We start from the raw sequence: 23,691 nt of genomic DNA, 5'->3' as shown, positions 1-23,691 counted from the left end.
GGCACGCCGCTTCAGCTCTCCTTCAGGTTCACCGCGCTAGCGTCGAAACCGGGGGCCCTTTCCCAGCGCCGAGCGGACGCTCGGCGTGCCCCGGAACGCGAACCGCCCCGCCGCGCTTTCGCGCCGACGGGGCGTCGTTCGTTCGCGTTTTCGCTAGAGCACGAACAGGACCAGGATCCACACGGCGATCACCGCTGCCAGCGCGAGCGCCAGGACCCAGGTCGGGACCGTGTACTCGCCGCGGCGGTTGCGGGCGATCTCCTCGCGGATGCGCGAGGTGCGCCGCTCATAGGCGGCCACCGGGTCGAGCGAGCTGAGCGGGTCGGAGCGGCGCCCGCCGGGGCGCTCGCGTTCCGGCCTCGGCTCGTCGGCGTGCTCCGGCTCGGCGGAGTCGTTCCGATCGGTCATCGCCCGCCTCACATGCTGGCGATGAGCTTGTCGACCCGCTCGTCCCGCGACCGGAACGGGTCCTTGCACAGGACCGTGCGCTGCGCCTGGTCGTTGAGCTTCAGGTGCACCCAGTCGACGGTGAAGTCGCGGCGCTTCTCCTGCGCCTTGCGGATGAACTCGCCGCGCAGCCGCGCGCGCGTGGTCTGCGGCGGCACTTCCTTGGCCTCGAAGACCTCGACGTCGTGGGTGAGCCGCTCGGCCTCGCCGCGCTTCTCCATGAGGTGGTGCAGGCCCCGGCCGCGCCGGATGTCGTGGTAGGCCAGGTCGAGCTGAGCGACGCGCGGGCTCGACAGCGCCAGGCCGCGCTTCTCGCGGTAGCGCTCGATGAGCTTGTACTTGGCGACCCAGTCGATCTCGCGCGAGACCGAGTCGAGGTCCTCGGACTCGACGGCCTGGAGGACGCGGCCCCACAGGTCGATGACGCGCTTGGTGCCGGCGTCGGCGCCGCGCTGGTCGACGAAGTCGATGGCCTTCTCGAGGTACTCGCGCTGGATGTCCAGTGCGGACGCTTCGCGGCCGCTCGCCAGGCGCACCAGGCGCTTGCCGGTGGTGTCGTGGCTGATCTCGCGGATGGCCCTGATCGGGTTCTCCAGGGTGAGGTCGCGCATCGTCACGCCGGTCTCGATCATCCGCAGCACCAGGTCGGCCGAGCCGACCTTGAGCATCGTGGTGACCTCGTTGATGTTGGAGTCGCCGACGATGACGTGGAGGCGGCGGTACCGCTCGGCATCGGCGTGCGGCTCGTCGCGGGTGTTGATGATCGGCCGCGAGCGGGTCGTGGCCGAGGAGACGCCCTCCCAGATGTGCTCGGCGCGCTGCGACAGGCAGAAGCGCGCGCCGCGCGGGGTCTGGAGGACCTTCCCGGCACCGCAGATGAGCTGGCGGGTGACGAGGAACGGGATGAGGACCTCGGCGAGGCGCCCGAACTCGCCGTGGCGGCTGACCAGGTAGTTCTCGTGGCAGCCGTAGGAGTTCCCGGCGGAGTCGGTGTTGTTCTTGAACAGGTAGATGTCCCCGGCGATGCCTTCGTCGTGGAGGCGCTTCTCCGCGTCGATCATGAGGCCTTCGAGGATGCGTTCACCGGCCCGGTCGTGCTTGACCAGGTCCTCGATCGAGTCGCACTCGGGGGTGGCGTACTCGGGGTGGGAGCCCACGTCGAGGTAGAGGCGGGCGCCGTTGCGGAGGAACACGTTGGAGGAGCGGCCCCAGGAGACCACACGCCTGAAGAGGTAGCGGGCCACTTCGTCCGGAGACAGGCGGCGCTGTCCCCTGAAGGTGCAAGTGACCCCGTATTCGGTCTCCAGTCCGAAAATGCGCCTGTCCATGTCGAAACCCTACCCCGATTCGGTTGAGGAGAACACCCCTCGCGGTCGAACGGTTCCGTACCGCGACGGGCACTATGGATATTGTTCGATTTACGGCGGTATGCACCTGGCTTGGTGCGGTCCCGCCGGGACTGTCCGTCCTTTGGAGAGGGACGGTGGTTACTTGTTGGAGTGTCGGGCTCGGTTGCGGGTCCGGGCCGGTCGAGTATGCGGGTACCCGCCCGGCCCGGCCTCACGCCGGTGCGTCGTCAGGACTCGCCGGACTCGGGCGCCTCGTCCTCGGCCGTCTCGGCCTCGGGTGCGGACGCCGGGGTCGCCAGCAGCGCGTCGAGGGCCAGGCCCTGGATGCGCCGGAAGGCCCGCCCCGGGCGCGCCCGCTCCAGGACCGCGACCTCCAGGACCTCCTTGGTCAGCTCGCGGGGCGTTCCGTTGCCGCCGGAGCTGGAGAGCGCCCGCAGCGCCAGCGCGAACGCGTCGGCGAGCGGGGCCTCGAAGTCGTGGCCTTCGGCCAGGATCTCCTTGAGCTGGTCGGCGTCGCCGCCCATGGCGAGGTAGCCGGGCTCGTCGTTGATGGAGCCGTCGAAGGTGAGCCGGTACAGCTCGTCCTCCTGCGGTCCGGAGCCGACCCCGGCGACGCAGATCTCGACCTCGAAGGGCTTGGTCTGCTCCGAGAAGATCGCGCCGAGGGTCTGGGCGTAGGCCTTGGCGAGGCTGGCGGCGTTGACGTCGCGGCGGTCGTAGGAGTAGCCGCGCAGGTCGGCCATCCGGACGCCGGCGGTGCGGAGGTTCTCGAACTCGTTGTACTTGCCGACGGCGGCGAAGCCGATGCGGTCGTAGAGCTCGTAGACCTTGTGCAGGGCCGAGGAGACGTTCTCGGCGACGAGGAGGACGCCGTCGGCGCAGGAGAGCACGACGACGTTGCGGCCCCGGGAGATGTTCTTGCGGGCGAACTCGGCCCGGTCCCGCATGATCTGCTCGGGACTGGTGTAGAACTGCATGGCCATGTCCGGCTCCTCTCCTTATCCGTAGGGGTTCTCGGTGCGGGCCGCGATGACCGCGCGGGCGACGTCGGCCACGACGGCCTCGTCGATCCGCTTGGAGCCTTCGGCGGTGGCCGTCATGACCACGGGGTAGAGGTCGCGGGTCGGGTCGGGTCCGCCGGTGGCGGAGTCGTCGTCGGCGGCGTCGTAGAGCGATTCGACGGCGATCTTGACGGCTTCCTCGGTGCCGATGTCGCGCCGGTACCGCTTCTTGAGGGAGCTCTTGGCGAACATGGAGCCCGAGCCGATGGAGTCGAAGTCGCGTTCGGCGTAGATGCCGCCGACGACGTCGAAGCTGTAGATGCGGCCCGCTTCCTCGACGGAGGCGGCGTCGACGTCGAACCCGGCGAAGAGGGGGACGACGGCGAGGCCCTGGAGTGCGATGCCGAGGTTGCCGCGCAGCATGGTGGCGAGGCGGTTGGCCTTGCCGTTCAAGGTGAGCGGGGCGCCCTCGATCTTCTCGTAGTGCTCGAGTTCGAGCTGGTAGAGCTTGACCAGCTCGATGCCGAGGCCGGCCGTGCCCGCGATGCCGACGAGCGAGTAGCCGTCCGCGGGGAAGACCTTCTCGATGTCGCGGCTGGAGATGTAGTTGCCCATCGTCGCGCGGCGGTCGCCTGCCATGACGACGCCCTCGGCGGTGCGGAGGGCGACGATGGTGGTGGCGTGGGCGCTGACAGCGGCGAAGTCGCCCGGCGGCAGGGGTCTGCGCCCCGGCAGCAGTTCGGGTGCCACCTGCATGAGGAACTCCGAGAAGGAGGAGGTTCCAGCCGTCATAAACGCGTTGGGCAGTTTGCCTGGGAATCCTTGACCTGTCACGACATGACCTCCCTAATCCTCTATTCAAAAAACGCGCCGGTAGAACGCGGCTCGCCGCTTCGACCCGGGGGGCCGGAGGGCCGCCGGTGGGGCAAGGCCCCCGATGCGCCGTCCTTGGCGAAGCTTGCGAGCCGTAAATCGGCATGGACGTCGCACCAGGTGGCCCTGTCACCGGCAGGGGGGCGCTATTGGCCGCCCTTTTGCACGAACGAGCGGACGAATTCCTCGGAGTTGGTCTCCAGGACTTCGTCGATCTCGTCGAGCAGGTCGTCGACGTCTTCGGTGATTGCTTCGTGCCGTTCGGCGATCTCGGGGTCTACAGCGGCCTCAGTGGTTTCGGCGTCTGCGTCCTGCCGAGACCGCTGTGACTGCGACTGCCCGCCGGAGTCCTTCGCTGCCATAGCTGTTCCCTTCTACCTCGTCGGTGCCTAAACCGTACCGCGAAGGTACGACAGCACGCCAGATACGACGCTGCACTGCCGTCACTTATTCCCGCGGACGAAACAGGGGCCTAGTCGGCGGTGATGACGTCGAGGAGGTCCTTGGCCGCTTCGCAGCGTTCGAACAACTCCCCCACATGGGCCTTGGTGCCCTTCTCGGGCTCCATCATGGGCACTCGCACGAGCGAGTCCGCGCCGACGTCGAAGATGACGGAGTCCCAAGAGGCGGCGACGACCTCGGAGGGGTACCGGGCGAGGCAGCGGCCGCGGAAGAACGCGCGGGTGTCGTGCGGGGGCTCGGTCATCGCGTTGATGATCTCGGTGTCGGTGAGGAGCCGCTTCATCTTGCCGCGGGCGACGAGGCGGTGGTAGAGGCCCTTTTCGGGCCGGACGTCGTGGTACTGCAGGTCGATGGCCTGCAGCTTCGCCGCACCCCAGCCGAGGTTCTCGCGTTCGCGGTAGCGGTCGAGCAGCGAGAGCTTGGCGGGCCAGTCGAGCATGTCGGCCAGCTCCATGGGGTCGCGGGCGAGCGCGTCGAGGACGTACGCCCACTGGTCGAGGACCTCGCGGGTGTCGGGGTCGGCGTCGGCGCCGCAGTAGGCCTCGGCCTGCTCCAGGATGGACTGCTGGAGCTCGATCGCGGTGACGCGCTTGCCGTTGCGCAGCTCGATCTTGTGCTTGAGGGTCGGGTCGTGGCTGACGGCGCGGAGTTCGGCGACGGGCTCGCTGATGCCGAGGGTGCCGTCGAACGCACCGGACTCGATCATGGACAGCACGATCGAGGCGGTGCCGACCTTGAGGAACGTGGCGTACTCGGCGAGGTTGGCGTCGCCGATGATGACGTGGAGGCGCCGGTAGCGCTCGGCGTCGGCGTGGGGCTCGTCGCGGGTGTTGATGATGGGCCGCTTCAGCGTGGTCTCGAGGCCCACTTCGACTTCGAAGAAGTCGGCGCGCTGGGAGATCTGGAAGCGGTGCTCGGAGGCGTCCTGGCCGATGCCGATGCGCCCTGCGCCGCAGTAGATCTGGCGGGTGACCAGGAACGGCGTGAAGTGGGCGACGATGTCGGCGAACGGCGTCTGGCGCGACATGAGGTAGTTCTCGTGCGCGCCGTAGGAGGCGCCCTTGTTGTCGGTGTTGTTCTTGTACAGGTTGATCGGACCGATGCCGGGGGTGTGGGCCGCGCGGAGGGCGGCCTCGGCCATGGTCATCTCGCCGGCCTTGTCGAACAGGACGATCTCGCGCGGATTGGTGACCTCGGGGGTCGAGTACTCGGGGTGCGCGTGGTCGACGTAGAGGCGGGCGCCGTTGGTGAGGATGACGTTGGCGAGCCCGGAGTCCTCGTCGGCGAGGTTCTCCGCCGGGTCGTAGAGGGCGCCGGTGTACGTGAAGCCGCGCGCGTCGCGGAGCGGGGTCTCCTCCTCGTAGTCCCACCTGGCGCGGCCGCCCTTGGAGAGCTCGGGGCGCGCGGCGTAGGCGTTGACGATCTGGGAGGAGGTCACCATCGGGTTGGCGCCCGGCTGGCCCGGCACGGAGATCCCGTATTCGATCTCGGTGCCCATAATGCGGCGTACGGTCATGGTATCGAGCCTAGTCCCTTCGGGCGCGGCGTCGCTCCCTCCGAGGGGAGACGTCTGGATTTCAGGGCCGCCGAGTTTCGCGCCGTTGAGGTTCTGGGTCTTCATGGCGATCGGTTACCCGGCGGCGGGTGGTCTGACACGTTCGAGGGGACGCCGATCGGCCGACGGGGGTCCGCCGGCCGATCGAAGCGCTGGTTGCTACAGGTACTGACCGGTGTTCGACACGGTGTCGATGCTGCGGCCGGAGTCGGGGCCCTTCCCGGAGACGAGCGTCCGGATGTAGACGATCCGCTCGCCCTTCTTGCCGGAGATGCGCGCCCAGTCGTCGGGGTTGGTGGTGTTCGGGAGGTCCTCGTTCTCGCGGAACTCGTCGACAGTGGAGTCGATGAGGTGGCTCAGCCGGATGCCCTTCGACTGGTGCGTCAGGAAGTCCTTGATGGCCATCTTCTTCGCCCGCGCCACGATGTTCTCGATCATCGCGCCGGAGTTGAAGTCCTTGAAGTAGAGCACTTCCTTGTCGCCGTCGGCGTAGGTGACCTCGAGGAAGCGGTTCTCGTCCACTTCGGAGTACATCCGCTCGACGACCGCCTGGATCATCGACTGCACCGTGGCGTCCCGGTCCTTGTCGTGCTCGGCGAGGTCGTCGTCGTGCAGCGGCAGGGTCGGGGTGATGTACTTCGAGAAGATGTCCTTCGCCGACTCGGCGTCGGGCCGCTCGATCTTGATCTTGACGTCCAGGCGGCCGGGCCGCAGGATCGCCGGGTCGATCATGTCCTCGCGGTTCGAGGCGCCGATGACGATGACGTTCTCCAGGCCCTCCACGCCGTCGATCTCCGACAGGAGCTGGGGGACGATGGTGTTCTCGACGTCGGAGGACACGCCCGAGCCGCGGGTGCGGAAGATCGAGTCCATCTCGTCGAAGAACACGATCACGGGCATGCCTTCGCTGGCCTTCTCGCGGGCCCGCTGGAAGACCAGGCGGATGTGCCGCTCGGTCTCGCCGACGTACTTGTTCAGCAGCTCGGGGCCTTTGATGTTGAGGAAGTAGCTCCGGCCGGAGGCCTCCTCGCCGCGCATCTCGGCGACTTTCTTGGCCAGCGAGTTGGCGACGGCCTTGGCGATGAGCGTCTTGCCGCAGCCCGGCGGGCCGTACAGCAGGATGCCCTTCGGGGCGCGCAGCTCGTGCTCGCGGAAGAGGTCGGCGTGGAGGAACGGCAGCTCGACCGCGTCGCGGATCATCTCGATCTGGCCGTCGAGGCCGCCGATGTCGTAGTAGTCGACGTCGGGGACCTCTTCGAGGACGAGCTCCTCGACCTCGCTCTTCTGGATGCGCTCGTAGGCGTACCCGGCGCGCGGCTCGATCATGACCGAGTCGCCCGCCCGCAGCGGGCCGTTGATGAGCGCGTCGGAGAGCAGCACGACCCGCTCCTCGTCGGCGTGGCTGGTCACCAGCGCGCGGTCCGGAGGGCCGCCCGCGGTGTTCTCGATGAGCTCCTTGAGCGTCACCACCTCGCCGATGCGCTCGTAGTCGAGCACCTCGACCACGTTCATGGCGTCGTTGAGCAGGACCTCCTGGCCCCGTTCGAGCTCGTCGGGATCGATCGACGGCGCGAGCGAGACGCGGAACTTCCTCCCGGAGGTGAAGACGTCGACGGTGCCGTCCTCACGGGCTCCCAGGAACACGCCGTAGCCAGACGGCGGTTGGGCGAGCCGGTCGATCTCCTCTTTCAGTGAGACGATCTGCTCGCGGGCCTCCTTCAAGGTGGCCACGAGCCGCTCGTTCTGCTCCGACAGGCGGTCGATCTGGGATTGGGCGGCGGCGAGCCGCTCCTCCAGAATGTGCATGTGTCGGGGCGTTTCGGTGAGACGGCGTCGGGCAGCGGCCAGTTCTTCCTGGAGCTCTTCGACCTGTCCTGACAGTTCGTCGTGCTCTGAGCCCTGGCTCAGGTTCTGTCGACGGTCATCGTTGCTACGTGCCACGGGTCACACCTCCCGAGTGAGGGTTTTCCTACACCAACCGTATCTGGTTGTGGACGCCAATAGTAAGGCTCGACACCGACATTCGCTAGAGCGATTGGGCCGATCTAGGCTAGGAAACATGTCAGCTGAACGTGAACTCGAAGTCTCGATCGACCAGGACGCCTGCACCGGCGACGGGCTCTGCGTGCAGTACGCGCCTACCGTTTTCGAGTTCGACATCGACGGTCTTGCATACGTGAAGGACACCGCGGGCGAGCTGTTGACTACGCCCGGTTCGCAAGTCGACGTGCCCGAACACCTGCGCCTGGACATCGTGAACGCGGCCAAGGACTGCCCGGGCGAGTGCATCTACGTCCGCGACCGGGCCACGAAGAGCGCCGTCGCCGGGCCCGGAGCCGACGAGTAGGACGGACGGATCCGGGCGGGTGACGTGAACACGTCACCCGCCCGGATCTCGTTTCAGCCCTTGCAGAGTCGTGAATCCGACTCAGAACGTAACCAGATCGTTACGAAACGGGAGTGTCGTCCTCAGTGGCCCGCAGCGCCTCGGCCGCGCGGGCCTCGGCCTCGGCGGCGATCCGCTCCTTGCGTTCGCGCAGCGCCTGCTGTCCCTTGGAGGGCTTGAGCTTCCGCGCCGGAGCGACCGTGCCGGGGGCGAGTTTGCGGGCGGTGATGAGGAACGCGGTGTGCGCGATCATGCGGTGGTCCGGGCGCACCGCCAGGCCCTCCAGGTGCCAGCCGCGGATGAGCGACTCCCACGCGGCGGGCTCGGTGAAGGTCTTGCGCTCGCGCAGCGCCTCGACGAGCTCCGACATCTGCGTGGTGGTGGCGACGTACCCGATGAAGACGCCGCCGGGCCGCAGGATGCGCTCCACAGTGTCCAGTACCTCCCACGGGGAGAGCATGTCGAGCACGACACGGTCGACCTGCTCCTCGAACTCGGCCTCGGCCACGTCCCCCACCGTCAGGGTCCAGTGCTCGGGGACCTCGCCGTAGTAGCCGCGGACGTTCTCCTCGGCGATCTTCGCGAAGTCCTCGCGCAGCTCCCAGGAGTAGACGCGCCCGGTCGGGCCGGTGGCCCGCAGCAGCCAGTTCGTCAGCGCGCCCGACCCGGCCCCGGCCTCCACGACCCTTGCGCCCGGGTAGATGTCGCCGAACGTGAGGATCTGGGCGATGTCCTTGGGGTAGATGACCTGCGCGCCGCGCTTCATCGACAGGCCGTAGTCCGGCAGGAGCGGGCGCAGCGCCAGGTAGGCGGTGCCGCCCTCGGTGGTGACGGTGACGCCGTCGGGCTTGCCGATGAGGTCGTCGTGGAAGAGCCTGCCCCGGTGGGTGTGGAACGCGCCGCCCTCGGCGAGGGTGATCGTGGCCATGCGGCCCTTCGCGTCGGTCAACTGGACGCGGTCGCCCGGCTCCAGCAGGTCAGATGCCACTTCTTTGCGCTCCTTGCACATGTACGGCTCGCAAGCTTCGCCGAGGCCCGGTAGGTCCGAAGCATCCTAACGGAGGGCTTTGACCACGTCGGCGGTGTAGAGCAGCCCTGTCAGGCGGCCCTCATCGACCACGAAGAACCGCTCCGCGCCGCTCTTGCCGATCACGTCCACCAGCGCCTGGCCCTTGAGTTCGGCCCCGATGCCCGGGACCTGCCCGGCCGAGCGCAGCAGCCCGGCCAGGGGCATCGCGGCCACCTGGTCGGCCGGGACCGCCTCGGCGGCGGCGCGGTCGAGGACGCCCACGGGCTTGCCGTCGACGGCGACGACCTCGCGCCCGTTCGCGGCGTTCAGGGCCTCCCCCAGGGTCGCGGAGGCGGGCACGAGGACGACCGGGCGGGCCAGCGCGGCGGCGTCGAGGGCTTTGACGCGCGGGCCCATGCGGGCGGCGCGGATAGCGCTGGTCGCGCCGCGCCAGAGCTCGAAGGCGACGAAGAGGAGGAGGATGAGGCCGAAGGGGGAGAACCAGTCGGAGGCGTAGAGCCAGAGGCCCCCGGCGACGGTGGCGACGGCGACGACGCGTCCGGCCCAGCCCGCGACGCGGAAACCGGTCCAGCGGTCGCCGGTGGCGGCCCAGATGCCGGCCTGGAGGGCTTTGCCGCCGTCGAGGGGCAGGCCCGGGAGGAGGTTGTAGACGGCGACGAGGAGGTTGGCGACGCAGATCTGGAAGGCGAACTGCCAGGGCAGTGAGCCGGGGGTGGTGAGGAAGAGGCCGGCGAGGCCGATGCCGCCGAGGACGGCGGAGACGGCGGGTCCGGCGAGGGCGATCGCGGCGGCCGTCCCGGGTCCGGGGGCTTCGCGGTCCATCTCGGTGAAGCCGCCGAGGGCGTCGAGGTTGATCTGGCGGACGCCGATGCCGGCGCGGAGGCTGACGAGGGCGTGGCCGAGTTCGTGGAGGAAGACCGAGACGAGGAGGGTGACGGCGAAGAGGGCCGCGACGACGAGCGCGGCGCCGGTGCTCAGGTCGGGGACCGAGCGCTGCACGATCGGGGCGTAGACGATCACGACGACGGCGGCCAGGAGCAGCCAGGTGTAGCCGAGCGTGACGGGGATGCCCTTGAAGCGGACGAGGGTGAATCCGGATTTGCGGAAGGCCAGCGCGTTTGCAGTCGACATCGGCGGCAATGCTACGCGCCCGGGAAGGCCGGTTCCGGGGGCGCGGCATGTTGAAGTTCTAACATAACGTGCGTACTGTGATGGCATGGGTTTCGACAAGAGCATGGCGCAGTCCTTCGGCCCCGCGGCCGACCTCTACGACTCCATCCGCCCGACCTACCCGGCCGAGGCCGTCGCGTGGATGACCGACGGGAAGGCCGTCGACGCCGTCGACCTCGGGGCGGGCACGGGCCTGCTCACCCGGGCGCTCGTCGCGCAGGGGCACCGCGTCACCGCGGTCGAGCCCGACGACCTCATGCGGACCAAGCTCGTGAGCGCCACTGAGGGAATCGCGGCCGCGCTGAGCGGGAGCGCGGAGGCGATCCCGGTGCCGGACGCCAGCGCCGACCTCGTCACCGGCGGGCAGTCGTTCCACTGGTTCGACCGTGACAAGGCGATGCCGGAGATCCGGCGGGTGCTGCGCCCCGGCGGCGTGCTCGCCCCGGTGTGGAACGTCCGGGACGAGTCGACCGGCTGGGTCGGGGCGCTGACCGAGGCGATCGGGAACTCGCAGGGCGAGAAGGACGCGCTGGCGGCGACCGCGCCGGGCTACTTCGGGGACCTGTTCGGGGAGGTCGAGTACCGGGTGTTCCGCCATGAGTGGCCGATCGACCGGGCCGGGGTGCTGCGGCTGGTCCAGTCGCGCTCCTACTACCTGACGGCGGACGCGGCCGGGAAGGCGCGGATCGAGGCGGTCGTCGGCGACGTGCTCGGGTCGCACCCGGACCTGGAGGGCCGGGAGTCGTTCGCGATGCCGTACGACACGTACGTGTTCCGGGTGCGGCCGGTCTGAGCGAGGGGTCGGGAGGCGTGTCGGTGGGCGGCTTTATGCTCGAGTGATGCCGCACGCCACCCGCCCGACCCAGCTCTCCCCTTCGCGCGCCGGGGACTTCAAGCAGTGCCCGCTGCTGTACCGGTTCCGGGCGGTCGACCGCCTGCCCGAGCCGCCGTCGAAGGCGCAGGTGCAGGGCACGCTCGTGCACGCGGTGCTGGAGCGGCTGTACGAGCTGGAGGCGGGCCTGCGCACGCCGCGGCAGGCCCTGGCCATGATCGAGCCGGAGTGGGCGAAGCTGCAGGCGTCGGGCGAATACGCGGCGCTGTTCGACGGGCTCGACGACGAGTCGGACTGGCTGCGGAACGTGCGCCGCCTGGTCGAGACGTACTTCGCGATGGAGGACCCGCAGCGGCTCCAGCCGCACCGCACCGAGTGCCTGGTGACGACCACGCTCGACGACGGCACCTCGCTGAAGGGGTTCATCGACAGGGCCGACGTCAACCCTGCGGGGCTCGTGCGCCTGGTGGACTACAAGACCGGGAAGCGCCCGCCGGAGCGGTTCGCAGACAAGGCGCTGTTCCAGATGAAGTTCTACGCGCTCGTGTGGTGGCGCACGCGGGGGACGGTGCCGACCCTGCTGCGGCTCATGTACCTCGGGGACGGGCAGATGCTCGACTACTCCCCCAACGAGCGTGAGCTCGAGGGGTTCGAGAAGACGCTCAAGGCGCTGTGGTCGGTGATGCGCGAGGCGATCGCCACCGGCGACTTCCGGCCGCAGAAGTCGAAGCTGTGCGGCTGGTGCGCGCACCAGGCGCTGTGCCCGGAGTTCGGCGGCGAGCCGCCCGCGTACCCGCTGCCGACGGTCCTGCCGGGCCTGGCGATGCCGGTCGAGGTCCCGTCCGCGGACACTCCTCCTACCTGAGGCGTACTCGCGGATCATTCTCGCGTTCGATGAAACGGGCGGGAACGGCGGATACGGTGTAGAGCGTGCACGCCGCCTCCACTTTCACACGCCTGATGCGGGCCCGGCCGTTCCTGGCCGACACGCTCCTGGCGGCCGTCTCCGCCGTCGCGTACCTCGGCTTCTTCGCGGTCTCGGCGGCGATCAGCCCGGAGGTCGAGCTCACCTGGGGCCAAGCCGGGCTGATGGCGGTGCCGTTCGCCGCGATCTGCCTGCGCCGCAAGTGGCTGTGGGGCGGCATCATCCTGTCGCTGCTGGTCATGGGCGTCGCGTTCTTCGTCGAACCGCTCGTGGGCCTGGCGATGGACAGCGGCATCGGCATGTTCGTGCTCACCTACACCGCCGCCTCCCGCCTGCCGCTGGCCAGGGCGCTCGTCGCCAGCGCCGCGATCTGGGTGCCCGTCGTCGTGTTCGTCCAGTCGGCCGCGTTCAGAGGCGGCGACCATGTGACGAGCACGCTGGTCACGATCCTCAACCTCGCGCTGGCGGCCACGGTGTTCTGGATCGGCTGGGTCATCCGCAACCGGCGCGAGAAGGTCGTGGAGCTGTCCGAGCGGGCCCGGTTCGCCGAGGAACGCCAGGAGGCGCTGGCGGCCCAGGCCGTCGCCGACGAGCAGCGGCGCATCGCACGGGAGCTGCACGACGTGGTGGCCCACCACATCTCGGTCATCGGGGTCATGTCCGAAGGGGCCAAGCGGGTGCTGCGCACCGACCCGGACGCGGCCGAGGACGCGCTGACGACGGTGAACCAGACCGCGCGGACCGCGCTGCGGGAGATGCGCGACATCCTGACCGTGCTGCGGCAGGGACGCGACGAAGGCGGCGCCGCCGACCTCGAGCCGCAGCCTACAGTGGACTCGCTGCGGTCGCTGGTCGCGCAGACGAAGGACGCCGGGGTGCCCGTGCAGTACACCGTCCGCGGCGAGGAGTACCCGCTGCCGACGGGCGTGAGCCTGGCGGTCTACCGCATCGCGCAGGAGGCCCTGACGAACACCATCAAGCATGCCGGGCCGCAGGCCCGGGCCGGGGTCGTCGTCGACTACGGCGAGGCCGAGTTCCGCATCGCCGTGGGCGACTCGGGGCACGGCGCTCCCGTCGTCTCCGGGTTCTCCGGCGGCCACGGCCTCATCGGCATGCGGGAGCGCGCCACGCTGTACGGCGGCACCCTCGAAGCCGGGCCCCGGCCCGGCGGCGGCTACCTCGTCGAGGCCCGCTTCCCCAAGAACGCCCACCTCCAGGGAGTCACACGTTGAACGACCGGCCGATCCGCCTCCTGCTCGCCGACGACCAGCAGCTGCTGCGCGCGGGCTTCAAGATGGTCCTCGGCGCCGAGACCGACATCGACATCGTCGGCGAGGCGGGCGACGGCGTCGAGGCCTTCGACCTCGCCAGGCGGCTCGTCCCCGACGTCGTGCTCATGGACATCCGCATGCCGCGGCGCGACGGCGTCGCCGCCACGGCCGACATCGTGCAGGCGAACCTGCCCACCCGCGTCCTCGTGCTCACCACCTTCGACCTCGACGAATACGTGGTCGGCGCGCTGCGGGCCGGGGCCGCCGGGTTCCTCACCAAGGACGCGCCCGCCGCCGACCTGGTCGAGGCGATCCGCACGGTCCACCGCGGCGGCGCGGTCGTCGCGCCGCACATCCTCTCGACCCTGCTGGGGCGCTTCGCCCAGAACCCCGGCGGCGACGGCGAGGCCAACCCGGCCATCGTCGACTGCCTCACCGCCCGCGAACGGGAGGTCCTGCTGCTGCTGGCGAAGGGCCTCACGAACGCCGAGATCGCCGGGGCGCTCCATGTCGGTGAGACCACCGTCAAGACCCACGTCGGCCACCTGCTCACCAAGCTCGGCGTCCGCGACCGCGTCCAGGCCGTCGTCCTCGCCTATGAAAGCGGCCTGGTCAAGCCCGGCAGCACCGACTGAGACCCCCGCAGAACGTCGTACCGGGGTACCGCCGCCTCCGCCTCTCGACGTAGACGAAGACCGTTCTCGAAGCTGATGCGCGCCCGGCCGGAGTCCAATATCGTCAGAACATGACCCGGAGCAGCACGACGCCGAATGACATCATGTATGATGTCACAATCAGGCGAGCCGACGTCATCCGTTCATCTCGTAACTGACGCAACGACTTCGCGAGCGGCGTCTCGCGGACAAGGAAACCGAGCACACCGAATCCCTCGGCACATCGACACCTTCACCGAAAGCGAGAGCGTCGTGTCCACCGCATCCCCCGTCAAGACCACCGCCGTATCGGCCGAAGGCCTCTGGAAGGCCTACGGCACCGGCGAAGCCCAAGTCATCGCCCTGCGCGACGTCTCCGTCCAGTTCGCGTCCGGCGCGTTCACCGCCATCATGGGCCCCTCGGGCTCGGGCAAGTCCACCCTCATGCACTGCCTCGCCGGGCTCGACACCACCGACCGCGGCACCGTCCGCATCGGCGACACCGCCGTCACCGGCCTGAACGACAAGGCGCTCACCAAGCTCCGCCGCGACAAGATCGGCTTCATCTTCCAGCAGTTCAACCTGCTCCCCACCCTGACCGCGGAAGAGAACATCACCCTGCCCGCGGCCATCGCCGGCGCCAAGGCCGACCCGGCCTGGCTCAACCAGATCATCAAGACCCTCGACCTCTCCGACCGCCTGTCGCACAAGCCGACCGAGCTGTCCGGCGGCCAGCAGCAGCGCGTCGCCTGCGCCCGCGCCCTCGCCACCCGCCCCGAGGTCGTCTTCGCCGACGAACCGACCGGCAACCTCGATACCCGCTCCGGCGCCGAAGTGCTGCGCTTCCTGCGCACCAGCGTCGACGACTTCGGGCAGACCATCGTCATGGTCACCCACGACCCGTCCGCCGCCGCCTACGCCGACCGCGTCGTGTTCCTCGCCGACGGCCAGATCGTCGAGGACATGGCAGAACCGACCGCCGACAAGGTCATCGACAAGATGAAGCACTTCGAAGAGCTCGTCGCCGCCGCCCAAGGAGAGCACGCCTAACCATGCTGCGCGCCACCCTCAAGGGCATGGCGAGCCGAAAAGCCCGCCTCGTCCTCACCAGCCTCGCCGTCGTCCTCGGCACGATGTTCGTCGCCGCCGCGATGATCCTCACCGCGACCATGGAGAAGTCCGTCACCGGCGTCATCGCCGACGCCTTCACCGACATCGACGCCGTCGTCACCTCCGCCGAAGACCCCGCCGCCGCGCAGGGCAACACGCCCGGCGCGACACTCATCCCCGGCGACGTCCTCGCCACCGTCGAAGGACTCGACGGCGTCGACACCGCCTCCGGCGACGTCTCCGGCCAGGTCAACGCCATCGGCGACGACGGCAAACTCGTCGGCGCCTTCGCCCCCACCATCGGCTTCAACTGGAACGACGCCGATCCCGGACTCAACGAGATCCGCGACGGCCGCTCCCCCGAAGCCGACGACGAGGTCATCGTCTCCGCCCAGTTCGTCACCGACTCCGGGCTCGGTCTCGGCGACACCGTCACCGCCTACTCCTACACCGCCGACCGCGCCGACTACGAGATCGTCGGCGTCTTCGGCCTCAGCGGCGACCGCGACTCCCTCGCGGGCGAGACCCAGATGGGCTTCACCACCGCTGCCGCCCAGCGCCTGCTCACCCAGGGCGAGGACGCCTACATGGCGATCTACGTCAAGGGCGACGCCTCCACCGACGCGATCGCCGACGCGGTCGGCGCCGACTACCGGGTCCAGACCGGCCAAGAGGCCAGCGACGAAGCGGCCCAAGGGTTCGCCGTGGTCGCCGACATCATGGGCTACATCTTCCTCGGCTTCGGCCTGGTGGCCGTGTTCGTCTCGGTGTTCCTCATCATCAACACGTTCACGATCATCGTCGCCCAGCGCCAGCGCGAACTCGCGCTCCTGCGCGCCATCGGCGCCGCCCGCGGCCAGGTCGTCAACTCCGTCCTCGCCGAGGCAGCAGTCATCGGCGTCATCGCCTCTATCCTCGGGCTCGGGCTCGGCGTCCTCCTCGGCTGGGGCCTGGCCTCCCTGGTCAGCTCCACCGCGATGGGCGGCCTCCCCGTCACCCTGCAGGTCCCGGCCACCGCCCTGTGGGCGCTGGCGGTCGGCATCGGCGTCACCGTCCTGTCCGCGCTCATCCCCGCGGTCAAGGCCTCCGGCGTCCCGCCGGTCGCCGCCATGCGCGAGGCGGTCAACCCGCCGAAGCCCCTGCGCGGCATCACCATCGCTGGCCTCGCGGTCACCGCCGCGGGCGGCGTCCTGGTGGCGCTCGGCCTCACCGACAACCTCGGCGACCTCGGCCTCGGCGGGTTCCTCACCGGCGTCGGCATCGCGTTCGTCGGCATCACCCTGCTCACGCCGATCCTGTCGCGCCCGCTCGTGGCGCTCCTCGGCTCGGTCATGTCCTGGTCGTTCTCCGGGCGCCTGGGCAAGCTCAACGCCGGACGCAACCCGCGGCGCACCGCGATCACCGCCTCCGCGCTCATGATCGCCGTCGCCCTCGTCACCGGCATCGCCACGCTCGTGTCCAGCTTCAAGGCCACCACCGAGGAGCTCACGGACTCCAACCTCAACTCCGACCTGATCGTCATGGGCCAGCAGGGGGCCAACATCCCCACGTTCGCGCCCGAGACGCTCGCCGAGATCAAGGCCCTGCCCGACGTCGCTGCCGTCGGCGACCTGTACGCCGACTTCATGGGCCCCGAGGTCGACGGCGAGGCGACGCCGCTGTTCGCCAGTGAAGACCTCGCCACGAGCCTGGAGATCTTCAGCGGCACCGTCGCCGAAGGCTCCGTCGCGGACCTCCCGGAGAACGGCCTGGCCGTCAACGAGTCCGCGGCCGAGGACCGGGGCGTCGCGCTCGGCGACAGCGTCGAGGTCGCGTTCACCGACGGCACCACCGTCCAGCTCCAGGTCACCGCGATCCTCGACGACTCGCAGCTCACCGACGGCTGGTGGGTCTCGCCCGCGCAGATCCAGCACTTCACCGTGCCGAAGCCGATGCAGGCCTACATCCAGGTCACCGACGGCGCCGACGTCGACGCCGTCGAAGCCGAGGTCGACACGATCCTCGCCGACGAGCCCGAAGTGAGCGTCACCGACAACAACGAGTTCGTCGAGCAGCAGACCAGCCAGCTCGACGTCCTCCTCGCGTCGGTGCAGATCCTGCTCGCGCTGGCGATCATCATCGCGATCATCGGCGTGGTCAACACGCTGGTCCTGTCGGTCCTCGAACGCACCAGGGAACTGGGGCTCCTGCGCGCGATCGGCATGACCCGCGGCCAGGCCCGGCGCATGATCACCGTCGAGAGCGTCATCATCTGCCTCTTCGGCGCGGTCCTGGGCATCACGGTCGGCATCGGCCTGGGCTGGACCGTGCAGCAGGCGCTCGAAGAGGAGGGCCTGACGAGCTTCGCGCTCCCGTGGGCCCTCATCGTCGGGTACCTCGTCGCGGCCGTGGCCGTCGGCCTGCTCGCGGCGATCGCCCCGGCGGCGCGCGCCGCGAAGCTGAACGTGCTGGGCGCCATCGCCTACGAATAGCTCTCTACCGGAAACCAGGTGAGGGGCGGCGTTGTCAGGCGCCGCCCCTCCCGTCTGTCCGGGGGCCGCCGGACGGCCGAGGGAGGGGCACTCGGGGACTCCGTCTTTCGGCCGATCCGGCGTCCGGCGCTCCGCCTCGGGGAGGACGGAACTCCGTCCCGCGGGCCGAAGCGCCCGGGTGCGCTGCTCAATAGCCTTGTGGCAAAAGGAAAGACACCCGATCAGAAAGGCGCTTCCGTGCCACTCAGCACTCCCCACGCCCCCCAGAGCCTACAGCCGACCAGCACCCGATCCGCCGTCACGGCCACCGGCCTGTGGCGCGCGTACGGCACCGGCGAGGCCCAGGTCGTGGCCCTGCGCGATGTGTCCGTGTCGTTCGCCTCCGGCCGCTTCACCGCCATCATGGGCCCCTCGGGCTCGGGCAAGTCCACCCTCATGCACTGCCTCGCGGGCCTCGACACCACCGACCGCGGCACCGTCGACATCGGCGGCACCGTCATCACGGGCCTGGGCGACAAGGCGCTCACGAAACTGCGGCGCGACAAGATCGGCTTCATCTTCCAGCAGTTCAACCTGCTCTCGACCCTGACGGCCGAGGAGAACATCCTGCTCCCGGCGTCCATCGCGGGCGCGAAGGCCGACCCGGCCTGGGTCGACCAGATCATCCGCACCCTCGACCTCCAGGAACGCCTGTCGCACAAGCCGACCGAGCTGTCCGGCGGCCAGCAGCAACGCGTCGCCTGCGCCCGCGCCCTCGCGACGCGCCCTGAAGTGGTCTTCGCGGACGAGCCCACGGGCAACCTCGACACCCGCTCCAGCGGCGAGGTCCTGCGGTTCCTGCGCAAGTCCGTCGACGACTTCGGGCAGACCATCGTCATGGTCACCCACGACCCTTCAGCGGCCGCCTACGCCGACCGCGTCGTGTTCCTCGCCGACGGCCAGATCGTCCGCGACCTCGACCGGCCCACCGCCGACGCCGTCATCGACACCATGCGCGGCTTCGAGAACCGCGTCCCCCTCGCCGGAGAGCCCGTCTAACCCATGATCCGCGCCGCATTGAAGGGCATGGCGGCCCGCAAGGCCCGCCTGGCCCTCACCAGCCTCGCCGTCGTCCTCGGCTCAGCGTTCATCGCCGCCGCCCTGGTCCTGACCGCCTCCATCCAATCCACTGTCGACGACCTGAACGCCGAGTCGTACGCCGGCAGCGACGTCCTCGTCCAGCCCGCCGCCGCCGAAGACGGCCGCGACCCGCTCGTGGAGCAGGGCCTGCCCGCCGAGACCCTCGCCGCCGTCGAAGCCGTCCCCGGCGTCGACCGCGTCAGCACCACCGTCACCGCCAGCGTCAACGCCATCGGCGACAACGGCAAGATCGTCGGCGGCCTCGCCCCCACCACCGGCGTCAACTGGGACGACGAGTCCCAGGAGCGCGAACTGCGCGAAGGCCGCGCCCCCGAGGCCGACGGCGAAGTCGCCGTCTCCGCCAAGTTCGCCGCCGACGCCGGACTCGGCCTCGGCGAGAACGTCACCGCGTACACCATGACCACCGAGCAGACCGAGTACGCGATCGTCGGCGTCTACGGCTACAGCGGCGGACGCGACTCCATGGGCGGCGGCACCGAGATCGCCTTCACCACCACCGAAGCCCAGCGGCTCTTCTTCGAAGGCCGGGACGCCTACTCCGCGTTCGCGGTCCACGCCTCCGACGGCGAATCCGCGACCGGCCTCGTCGCCGCCCTCGAACCCGTCGTCGGCGCCGAAGCCCAGGTCGTGACCTGGGAGGAGTTCAACACCGAAGCGAACGCGCAGACCGCCGAGATGACGAAGCTCGTCGGCAACTTCCTCCTCGGATTCGGGCTCGTGGCCGTGTTCGTCTCGGTGTTCCTCATCGCCAACACCTTCTCGATCGTCATCGCCGGGCGCCTCAAGGAACTCGCGATGATGCGGGCCGTCGGCGCCGGCCGCGGCCAGGTCGTCAGGTCGATCCTCGTCGAGGCGATCGTCCTCGGCACCGTCGCGGCCGCCGTCGGCACCGCGGTCGGCGTCGCCGGCGGCGCGGTCCTGACCTCCGTCATCGCGAACTCGTTCTTCGACGCCGGCAACGTCAGCCTGTCCGTGCCGCCGACCTCGATCCTCGCGGCGCTGGCGGTCGGCATCGGCGTCACCGTCCTGGCCGCCCTCGTCCCCGCCGTCCGGGCCTCCAAGGTCCCGCCGGTCGAGGCGATGCGCGCCGCCGCCAAGACCGACAAGCCGATCACGGCCCTCACCGTCACCGGGCTGATCGTCACACTCGCGGGCGGCACGGCCATGACCCTCGGCCTGACCGACACGTTCAGCAGCGACAACGCCAACCTGACGAGCACCGCGATCGGCGCCGGCCTGGTCTTCATCGGCGTCACCGTCCTCACCGCATGGCTGTCCAAACCGCTCGTCGGCGCGCTCGGCCTCCTGTGGTCCTGGAACTTCGCCGGACGCCTCGGCCGCCGCAACGCCGGACGCAACCCGCGCCGCACCGCCGTCACCGCCGCCGCGCTCATGATCGGCGTGACCCTCGTGACCGCCACCGCGACCCTGCTCACCAGCGTCAAAGCGAGCATCGAGGACTACTTCGGCGAAGCGGTCAAGGCCGAACTGTTCGTCACCGGACCCGCCGTCAGCGAGCTCCCCGCGTCCTTCGACCCCGCCGTCATGGACGGCATCCGCGCCGTCGACGGCGTCGAATCAGCGGTCGAGCTGTACTACGACAATCCGAAGGTCAACGGCGAAGAGCAGTTCGTCAACACCAGCACCGACCTCGAAGGCGCGGTCGAGCTCTTCGGCGGTCGAATGGCCGAAGGCAGCATGGCCGACATCGGCGACGGCGAGATCGCCGTGAACCAGTGGGCCGCCGACAACCTCGGCGTCGGCATGGGCGACACCGTGACCGTCGAGTTCAGCCGCGGCGAGGAGCCGCACGAGTTCACGATCGCCGCGATCCTCGTCGACAACGAGAACACCGACGGCTGGTACGTCGCCCCGACCTACGCCCCGGAGTTCTACACGATCAAACCCATGATGGCTCTGGTCGACGTGGACGACGACGCCGACATCGACGCCGTCACCGCGGCAGTCGACGACGTCCTCGCCGACGAACCGGAGGTGAGCGCCCAGAACCACGAGGAGTTCGTCTCCCAGATCACCGTGTTCTTCGACTTCGCGATCATCGCGATCCAGCTGCTCCTCGGCCTGGCCATGATCGTCGCCGTCATCGGCGTCGTCAACACCCTGGTCCTGTCGGTCCTCGAACGCACCCGCGAACTCGGGATGCTCCGGGCCATCGGCATGACCCGCGGCCAGATCGTCCGCATGGTCACCGTCGAGAGCGTCACCATCGCCCTCTTCGGCGCGGTCCTCGGCATCGCGACCGGCCTCGGCATCGGCTGGGCGCTGCAGCACGCGCTGGCCGACAGCGGCGTCAACGTGTTCGCCGTCCCGACCGCCCTCATCGCCGGGTACTTCGCCGCAGCCGTCCTCGTCGGACTCCTCGCCGCGATCGCCCCGGCCGTACGGGCCTCCAAGGTGAACATCCTCGGCGCCATCGCCTACGAATAACTCTCCACCGCAAGGAAACCGGCGAGGGCCGCCCCATCAGGGGCGGCCCTCGCCGTCGGTTCAGCGTCAGTCGGCGGCCTTGATGCCGCCCGCCTCGAGCGCCTCCATGTCCTCCAGCTCGACGCCCTTCGTCTCCTTGATCATCTTGGCCACGAAGAAGAACGAGATCAGCGCGAACGCCGCGTACAGGCCGTAGGCCAGGAACAGGCCGGTCTGCGCGAGCTCGGGGAACGTGACCGTGATGAGCCAGTTGCTGATCCACTGCGCGGCCGCTGCCACGCCGAGCGCCGAGGCGCGGATCCGGTTGGAGAACATCTCCCCCAGCAGCACCCACACGACCGGGCCCCAGGTGAACGCGAATCCGAAGACGAACACGTTCGCCGCGATCAGCGCGACGACGCCCTGCGCGTCGCCGAGGATCGGGTTGTTGTTCGCGTCGACGTCGGCGGTCGCGAAGATGACCGCCATCGTGCCGAGCGCGAAGAACATGATCAGCGAGCCCCACATGAGCAGCTTCTTGCGGCCCACCCGGTCGACCAGGTAGATCGCGAGGATCGTACCGGCGATGTTCACGACCGAGTTGATGACGCTCGTCAGGAACGCGTCGTTCTCGCTGAACCCGACCGACTGCCACAGGGACGTCGAGTAGTAGAAGATGACGTTGATGCCCACGAACTGCTGGAACATCGACAGGAAGATGCCCACCCACACGATCGGCAGCAGCCCGAAGCGCGGGCCGCGCACATCCGAGATCCGCGGCGGCTTGTCGCTGTGCAGCGACGCCTGGATCTCCGTGATCTTGGTGTCGACGTCCCCGCCGACGTACTTACGCAGGATGGCCTTCGCCTTCTCCAGCTGCTGCTTCGCCACGAGGTACCGCGGCGATTCGGGGATCTGCAGCGAGCACATGAAGTAGATGAACGCCGGGATCGAGGCCGCCGCGAACATCCACCGCCACGCCGTGCCGCCCCACGGGACCTCGCCGCTCGCGCCGCCCGCGGCGTTCTGGATCGCGTAGTTCACCAGCAGCGCACCGAAGATGCCGAGCACGATCGCGAACTGCTGCAGCGAACCCAGCCGCCCCCGCAGATGCGCCGGCGCGATCTCCGCGATGTACGCCGGGGCGATGACGCTCGCCGCACCGATCGCCAGGCCACCGCACACGCGCCAGATCGTCAGGTCCACCGGGCCCGTCGCCAAGGCGCTGCCCAGCGAGGTGATGAAGAAGACGACCGCGGCGATCATCATGACCCGGGGACGCCCGAGCTTGTTCGCCAACGACCCCGCGAACCAGGCGCCGACCGCACAGCCAAGCAGCGCCGAGGAAACGACGACACCGGTCTCGACCGAGTTGATCCCCCACTGCACCTCGAGCGCGCCGGTGGTCCCGTTGATCACGGCCGTGTCGTACCCGAACAGGAACCCGCCGAGAGCCGCCGCGATAGAAACGAACACCACCGAAGCGGTGCCCGCCTGCGGTCCGCTCCGCATCAGATCTTCATTGTCCTGGGCCATCACTCACTCCCGCTGCCGACTCGATCCCGTACCACACGTGCCGAAATCCTAAGCCGCATTCGCCCTGTAGATCACGAATTGCCGCAATCAGTCGACCTACCCAGCGAGAGGAACGATCAATCGGAAAGCCCCTCGTCGATCCGCACCTCGAGCGCGCGCAGCATCCGCGCCAAAGCGATGTACGTCGCCCCGGTGACCGTCAACTCGGTCTGCTCGACCGGGCTGAAGCACGCGTCGAGCGCCGCATCGTCCCGCGGCGCCCCGGCCCCCAAGTGGTCCGCGTACCCCAGCACCGCCCGCTGCGGCGTGCTGAAGCAGTCAGCCTCCCGCCACCGGCCGAGGGCCGCCAGCTGCTCCGAGTCCAGCCCCGACTCCGCGGCCATCGGCAGGTGATGTGCCAGTTCATAGGCGGAATCCTCGATCTGCGCAATCCGGCAGATCATCAGTTCCCGCAGGGCACGCGACACCTCCGCGTCGAACCGCAGCGCATGGATGAGATCGAGCACCGGCGCGAGCAACGCCGGCGCGTGCCCAAGTGCACGATGCAGATTGATCGGGTCCCTTCCGACTGCGGCCAGCCGCCGCGAAGCCGACGGCGGAAGCCCTGTGCCGGGAAGACGTGAAACCGAATCTCTGCTCACTACTGTGACCTATCTAACTTGTGACGCCCGCTACGTGCTATCCAGCGATGTGGGACAATACAGGAAGGGCGCATACCCCGCCCAGCCGACGAGCCTGCAACGGAGGAGGCCACGTGAGCACATTTTTCAGCGTCGTAGGAGCGATCGGGATCGCGATCGCCCTGGTGACCGTCTCGCTACTGACATTCCTGGTGACAGGGGCGATCTTCGGGATCGGGGTCGGTGTGGCGAAAGTGAGAGACGCGCTCTCGACTTCTTCCTGAATCAGGGCATGCGGAAAGGCCCCCACCGTGAGGTGGGGGCCTTTCCTTTACGTTAATGTTTGGCGGTGTCCTGCTCTCCCACACCCTCTCGAGTGCAGTACCATCGGCGCTGGAAGCCGTAACGACCGGGTTCGGAATGGGACCGGGTG

Annotated in this window: 21 protein-coding genes and 1 rRNA gene; 10 read left to right on the top strand and 12 right to left on the bottom strand. The window is 69.2% G+C overall.

All coding sequences use genetic code 11. From position 1 onward, the window contains the following. Positions 1–153: 153 nt before the first annotated feature. The 7 genes from ACGGCP_RS19650 to arc all read right to left on the bottom strand — a co-directional run bounded on the left by ACGGCP_RS19650 (position 154) and on the right by arc (position 7,628). Positions 154–408 carry a hypothetical protein gene (locus ACGGCP_RS19650; protein ID WP_392968723.1) on the bottom strand — a complete coding sequence of 85 codons (255 nt, stop codon included), beginning with the start codon at positions 406–408 and terminating at the stop codon, positions 154–156. A gap of 8 nt (positions 409–416) precedes the next feature. Then, positions 417–1,775, bottom strand: coding sequence for a Pup--protein ligase (pafA, locus tag ACGGCP_RS19645; protein ID WP_392968092.1), 1,359 nt, complete (start codon positions 1,773–1,775; stop codon positions 417–419). A gap of 248 nt (positions 1,776–2,023) precedes the next feature. Continuing rightward, entirely contained in the window at positions 2,024–2,779 is a 756-nt protein-coding gene (prcA, locus tag ACGGCP_RS19640; RefSeq protein ID WP_392968090.1) for a proteasome subunit alpha, read from the bottom strand. Positions 2,780–2,794: 15 nt separating this feature from the next. Next, positions 2,795–3,589: a proteasome subunit beta gene (gene prcB / locus ACGGCP_RS19635; protein ID WP_392968088.1), complete on the bottom strand. Its 795-nt coding sequence runs from the start codon at positions 3,587–3,589 to the stop codon at positions 2,795–2,797. Positions 3,590–3,816: 227 nt separating this feature from the next. Then, positions 3,817–4,032 (bottom strand): ubiquitin-like protein Pup, encoded by a 216-nt coding sequence (locus ACGGCP_RS19630; protein ID WP_392968086.1) that lies wholly within the window; start codon positions 4,030–4,032, stop codon positions 3,817–3,819. A 110-nt stretch (positions 4,033–4,142) separates the two neighbouring features. Beyond that, positions 4,143–5,648 carry a depupylase/deamidase Dop gene (dop, locus tag ACGGCP_RS19625; protein ID WP_392968084.1) on the bottom strand — a complete coding sequence of 502 codons (1,506 nt, stop codon included), beginning with the start codon at positions 5,646–5,648 and terminating at the stop codon, positions 4,143–4,145. A 198-nt stretch (positions 5,649–5,846) separates the two neighbouring features. Then, entirely contained in the window at positions 5,847–7,628 is a 1,782-nt protein-coding gene (arc, locus tag ACGGCP_RS19620) for a proteasome ATPase (protein WP_208495095.1), read from the bottom strand. A gap of 118 nt (positions 7,629–7,746) precedes the next feature. Between arc and ACGGCP_RS19615 the strand changes: the two genes are divergently transcribed. Next, entirely contained in the window at positions 7,747–8,034 is a 288-nt protein-coding gene (locus ACGGCP_RS19615; protein ID WP_392968082.1) for a ferredoxin, read from the top strand. 100 nt (positions 8,035–8,134) lie between these two features. Here the strand turns inward: ACGGCP_RS19615 and ACGGCP_RS19610 are convergent, their stop codons facing one another. Both ACGGCP_RS19610 and ACGGCP_RS19605 read right to left on the bottom strand, forming a co-directional pair. Next, complete coding sequence (locus tag ACGGCP_RS19610; protein ID WP_392968080.1) at positions 8,135–9,061, bottom strand: tRNA (adenine-N1)-methyltransferase; 927 nt, start codon at positions 9,059–9,061, stop codon at positions 8,135–8,137. Positions 9,062–9,127: 66 nt separating this feature from the next. After that, a complete protein-coding gene (locus ACGGCP_RS19605) occupies positions 9,128–10,234 on the bottom strand; it encodes a M50 family metallopeptidase (RefSeq protein ID WP_392968078.1) in 1,107 nt (368 codons plus the stop codon). An 85-nt stretch (positions 10,235–10,319) separates the two neighbouring features. Between ACGGCP_RS19605 and ACGGCP_RS19600 the strand changes: the two genes are divergently transcribed. The 8 genes from ACGGCP_RS19600 to ACGGCP_RS19565 all read left to right on the top strand — a co-directional run bounded on the left by ACGGCP_RS19600 (position 10,320) and on the right by ACGGCP_RS19565 (position 21,123). Then, positions 10,320–11,066, top strand: a complete 747-nt coding sequence (locus tag ACGGCP_RS19600) for a class I SAM-dependent methyltransferase (protein ID WP_392968076.1) — start codon at positions 10,320–10,322, stop codon at positions 11,064–11,066. 46 nt (positions 11,067–11,112) lie between these two features. Next, a complete protein-coding gene (locus tag ACGGCP_RS19595) occupies positions 11,113–11,970 on the top strand; it encodes a RecB family exonuclease (RefSeq protein ID WP_392968074.1) in 858 nt (285 codons plus the stop codon). 65 nt (positions 11,971–12,035) lie between these two features. Further along, positions 12,036–13,262: a sensor histidine kinase gene (locus tag ACGGCP_RS19590; RefSeq protein ID WP_392968072.1), complete on the top strand. Its 1,227-nt coding sequence runs from the start codon at positions 12,036–12,038 to the stop codon at positions 13,260–13,262. Between the two features lie 62 nt (positions 13,263–13,324). Beyond that, positions 13,325–13,936 carry a LuxR C-terminal-related transcriptional regulator gene (locus ACGGCP_RS19585; RefSeq protein ID WP_392968679.1) on the top strand — a complete coding sequence of 204 codons (612 nt, stop codon included), beginning with the start codon at positions 13,325–13,327 and terminating at the stop codon, positions 13,934–13,936. A gap of 291 nt (positions 13,937–14,227) precedes the next feature. Continuing rightward, the gene (locus ACGGCP_RS19580) at positions 14,228–15,004 is read left to right on the top strand and encodes an ABC transporter ATP-binding protein (protein ID WP_392968070.1); all 777 of its coding nucleotides are present in this window, start codon (positions 14,228–14,230) and stop codon (positions 15,002–15,004) included. A gap of 2 nt (positions 15,005–15,006) precedes the next feature. After that, positions 15,007–17,535, top strand: a complete 2,529-nt coding sequence (locus ACGGCP_RS19575) for an ABC transporter permease (protein WP_392968068.1) — start codon at positions 15,007–15,009, stop codon at positions 17,533–17,535. 312 nt (positions 17,536–17,847) lie between these two features. Continuing rightward, positions 17,848–18,573: an ABC transporter ATP-binding protein gene (locus ACGGCP_RS19570; protein WP_392968676.1), complete on the top strand. Its 726-nt coding sequence runs from the start codon at positions 17,848–17,850 to the stop codon at positions 18,571–18,573. 3 nt (positions 18,574–18,576) lie between these two features. Then, entirely contained in the window at positions 18,577–21,123 is a 2,547-nt protein-coding gene (locus tag ACGGCP_RS19565; RefSeq protein ID WP_392968066.1) for an ABC transporter permease, read from the top strand. Positions 21,124–21,189: 66 nt separating this feature from the next. Here the strand turns inward: ACGGCP_RS19565 and ACGGCP_RS19560 are convergent, their stop codons facing one another. Both ACGGCP_RS19560 and ACGGCP_RS19555 read right to left on the bottom strand, forming a co-directional pair. Further along, positions 21,190–22,614, bottom strand: coding sequence for a sugar porter family MFS transporter (locus ACGGCP_RS19560; RefSeq protein ID WP_392968064.1), 1,425 nt, complete (start codon positions 22,612–22,614; stop codon positions 21,190–21,192). Between the two features lie 140 nt (positions 22,615–22,754). Further along, on the bottom strand, positions 22,755–23,279 hold the full coding sequence (locus tag ACGGCP_RS19555; RefSeq protein ID WP_392968062.1) for a carboxymuconolactone decarboxylase family protein: 525 nt from the start codon (positions 23,277–23,279) through the stop codon (positions 22,755–22,757). 113 nt (positions 23,280–23,392) lie between these two features. Here ACGGCP_RS19555 and ACGGCP_RS19550 point away from each other — a divergent pair, with 113 nt between their 5' ends. Continuing rightward, entirely contained in the window at positions 23,393–23,542 is a 150-nt protein-coding gene (locus tag ACGGCP_RS19550; protein ID WP_157974657.1) for a hypothetical protein, read from the top strand. Positions 23,543–23,599: 57 nt separating this feature from the next. Here the strand turns inward: ACGGCP_RS19550 and rrf are convergent. Then, positions 23,600–23,691: ribosomal RNA gene (rrf, locus tag ACGGCP_RS19545) — 5S ribosomal RNA — on the bottom strand; the annotation flags it as partial.

The organism is Glycomyces sp. NPDC048151, assembly GCF_043202775.1.
In the GTDB taxonomy this organism is placed as follows: domain Bacteria; phylum Actinomycetota; class Actinomycetes; order Mycobacteriales; family Micromonosporaceae; genus Glycomyces.
The sequence above is the reverse complement of the archived record's forward strand: the minus strand, read 5'-3'. Positions and strand labels throughout refer to the sequence as shown.

Coding starts and splice junctions, on each gene's coding strand:
- ACGGCP_RS19650 (WP_392968723.1), bottom strand. CDS start 408: ATGACCGATCGGAACGACTCCGCCGAGCCGGAGCACGCCGACGAGCCG.
- pafA (WP_392968092.1), bottom strand. CDS start 1,775: ATGGACAGGCGCATTTTCGGACTGGAGACCGAATACGGGGTCACTTGC.
- prcA (WP_392968090.1), bottom strand. CDS start 2,779: ATGGCCATGCAGTTCTACACCAGTCCCGAGCAGATCATGCGGGACCGG.
- prcB (WP_392968088.1), bottom strand. CDS start 3,589: ATGACGGCTGGAACCTCCTCCTTCTCGGAGTTCCTCATGCAGGTGGCA.
- ACGGCP_RS19630 (WP_392968086.1), bottom strand. CDS start 4,032: ATGGCAGCGAAGGACTCCGGCGGGCAGTCGCAGTCACAGCGGTCTCGG.
- dop (WP_392968084.1), bottom strand. CDS start 5,648: ATGACCGTACGCCGCATTATGGGCACCGAGATCGAATACGGGATCTCC.
- ACGGCP_RS19615 (WP_392968082.1), top strand. CDS start 7,747: ATGTCAGCTGAACGTGAACTCGAAGTCTCGATCGACCAGGACGCCTGC.
- ACGGCP_RS19605 (WP_392968078.1), bottom strand. CDS start 10,234: ATGTCGACTGCAAACGCGCTGGCCTTCCGCAAATCCGGATTCACCCTC.
- ACGGCP_RS19600 (WP_392968076.1), top strand. CDS start 10,320: ATGGGTTTCGACAAGAGCATGGCGCAGTCCTTCGGCCCCGCGGCCGAC.
- ACGGCP_RS19595 (WP_392968074.1), top strand. CDS start 11,113: ATGCCGCACGCCACCCGCCCGACCCAGCTCTCCCCTTCGCGCGCCGGG.
- ACGGCP_RS19585 (WP_392968679.1), top strand. CDS start 13,325: ATGGTCCTCGGCGCCGAGACCGACATCGACATCGTCGGCGAGGCGGGC.
- ACGGCP_RS19575 (WP_392968068.1), top strand. CDS start 15,007: ATGCTGCGCGCCACCCTCAAGGGCATGGCGAGCCGAAAAGCCCGCCTC.
- ACGGCP_RS19565 (WP_392968066.1), top strand. CDS start 18,577: ATGATCCGCGCCGCATTGAAGGGCATGGCGGCCCGCAAGGCCCGCCTG.
- ACGGCP_RS19560 (WP_392968064.1), bottom strand. CDS start 22,614: ATGCGGAGCGGACCGCAGGCGGGCACCGCTTCGGTGGTGTTCGTTTCT.